1 protein-coding gene is annotated in these 2240 nt (G+C 72.1%); it reads left to right on the forward strand.

The window, feature by feature from the left end:
- Window positions 1–14 precede the first annotated feature (14 nt).
- Window positions 15–2240 (forward strand): acyltransferase domain-containing protein (locus ACTWP5_RS32015; protein ID WP_443224699.1); only part of this gene is annotated, 2226 nt, incomplete at its 3' end.

Below are 2240 nucleotides of genomic sequence, written 5' to 3' on the forward strand. Positions count from 1 at the left end.
TTGCGGCGGCGGTGGTGGCGGGTGGGTTGTCGTTGTCGGATGGGGCGCGGGTGGTGGCGTTGCGCAGCCAGGCGATCCGGGCGGCGCTTGCGGGTCGTGGGGGGATGGTGTCGGTGAACGAGCCGGTGGATGCGGTGGAGACACGCATCGGGGGGTGGCCGGGTCGGTTGTCGGTGGCGGCGGTGAATGGTCCGCGGGCGACGGTGGTGTCGGGTGAGCCGGCGGCGTTGGACGAGCTGGTGGCGGCCTGCGAGTACGACGGGGTGCGGGCACGCCGCATCCCCGTGGACTACGCGTCGCATTCGTCGCAGGTGGAGGAGTTGCGGGAGCGGATCCTGGCCGATCTGGCGGTGATCGAGCCGGTGTCGGGTCGGGTGCCGTTCTACTCCACCGTCACCGGGGAGGTCATCGACACGACGGAGCTGACGGCGGAGTACTGGTTCGACAACCTGCGGCAGACCGTCCGGTTCGGCCAGGTCACACATGCCCTGGCCGCCCAGGGCTTCGGCGTCTTCGTCGAGGTGAGTGCCCATCCGGTCCTCGCGGTGGGGATCGAGGACGCGGTCGCGGTTGGGACGTTGCGGCGGGGTGAGGGTGGTTGGGAGCGGTTCGTCGCCTCGTTGGGTGAGGCGTGGGTGCACGGTGTTCCGGTGGAGTGGGCGAAGGTTCTGCCAACCGGCCGCCAGGTCGACATACCGACCTACCCCTTCCAACGGGAACGGTTCTGGCTCGGGTCGGGCGGTCAGCCGGCTGCGGGTGGTGGACTGGAGGCGACGGGCCATCCGTTGCTGGGGGCCTGGGTGGGGCTGGCCCAGTCGGACGGGTTCCTGTTCACGGGCCGGCTCTCGCTGGCCGCCCAGCCCTGGCTCGCCGACCACGCGGTGAACGACGTCGTCCTCCTCCCCGGCACCGGTCTGCTGGAGCTCGTCCTGCACGCCGCCCACCAGTCCGGGTGCCACTCCGTCGAGGAGTTGACCCTGGAGACGCCGCTCACCCTGCCCGAACGTGGAGAGGTGCAGCTCCAGCTTGAGCTGGGCGCACCCGACGCCGACGGGCAGCGGGAGGTGACGCTGCACTCCCGCCACGTCGGCGACACCGAGACGACCGACGAATGGGTCCGGCACGCGAGCGGCGTCGTGGGTCCCGTGCGCCGCCAGCCGTCCGACGACCTGGTGGACGAGCTGGCCGCCGCGTGGCCGCCGCCCGGCGCCGAACCCCTGTCGCTCGACGGCCTCTACGAGCGGGCAGCCGCGCTCGGGCTGCGCTACGGGCCGCTCTTCCAGGGCGTCCGCGCCGCCTGGCGCATCGGCGACCAGATCTTCGCCGAACTCGAACTGGCGGAGGCGCTCCAGGACGAAGCCGACGCCTACGGCGTCCACCCCGCTCTGCTCGACGCGGCCCTGCACGCCACCGGCCTGACACCGGCCGCCATGGCGAGCGACAGCGGTCGCCTCCCCTTCTCCTGGCGCGGCGTGACCCTGCACGCCGCCGGGGCGGCCAGCCTCCGCGTGCGGATCGTCCACGGCTCCGACGACTCCGTGTCGCTCCTCGCCTCCGACGCCGACGGGGTGCCGGTGGTGACCGTTGAGTCGCTGCTGACCAGACCGATCAACGCCGAACACCTCAACGCCGCGCGCCGCGCCCACGACGAGCTGCCGCTGCACGAGGTCGTGTGGCAGCCCCACCCGCTCGCGGCCGATGCTGAGGTTGGGTCTGGTGGGTTGGCGTTGGTGCGGTGTGGTGGCGGTGGTGGTGTGGGTGGGGATGTGGTGCGGGGTGTGGTGGCGGAGGTGTTGGGTCGGGTGCAGGGGTGGTTGGGGGAGGGTGAGGGTGATGGTGGGCCGTTGGTGGTGGTGACGGTGGGTGCGGTTGCGGTGGGGTCGGATGGTGGTGTGGCGGATCCGGCGGGGTCGGCGGTGTGGGGGTTGGTGCGGTCGGCGCAGACGGAGCATCCGGGCCGCTTCGTCCTGGTCGACACGGACGACGACGAGGCGTCACAGCGCGTGCTGCCCGCCGCCGTGGCCACGGGCGAGCCGCAGCTCGCGATCCGCTCGGGCAGGGTCTTCGTGCCGCGCCTGGAGCGGGTGACCGACAGCTCCGACGAGCTCCTTCAGCTGGATCCTGAGGGGACGGTGTTGGTGTCGGGTGGGTTGGGGACGTTGGGTCGGTTGGTGGTGCGTCGGTTGGTGGAGGTGCATGGGGTGCGGCGGTTGGTGTTGGTGGGGCGTCGGGTGGATGGG

The sequence above is a fragment of the Streptomyces sp. 4N509B genome (assembly GCF_052245655.1).
Lineage (GTDB): Bacteria > Actinomycetota > Actinomycetes > Streptomycetales > Streptomycetaceae > Streptomyces.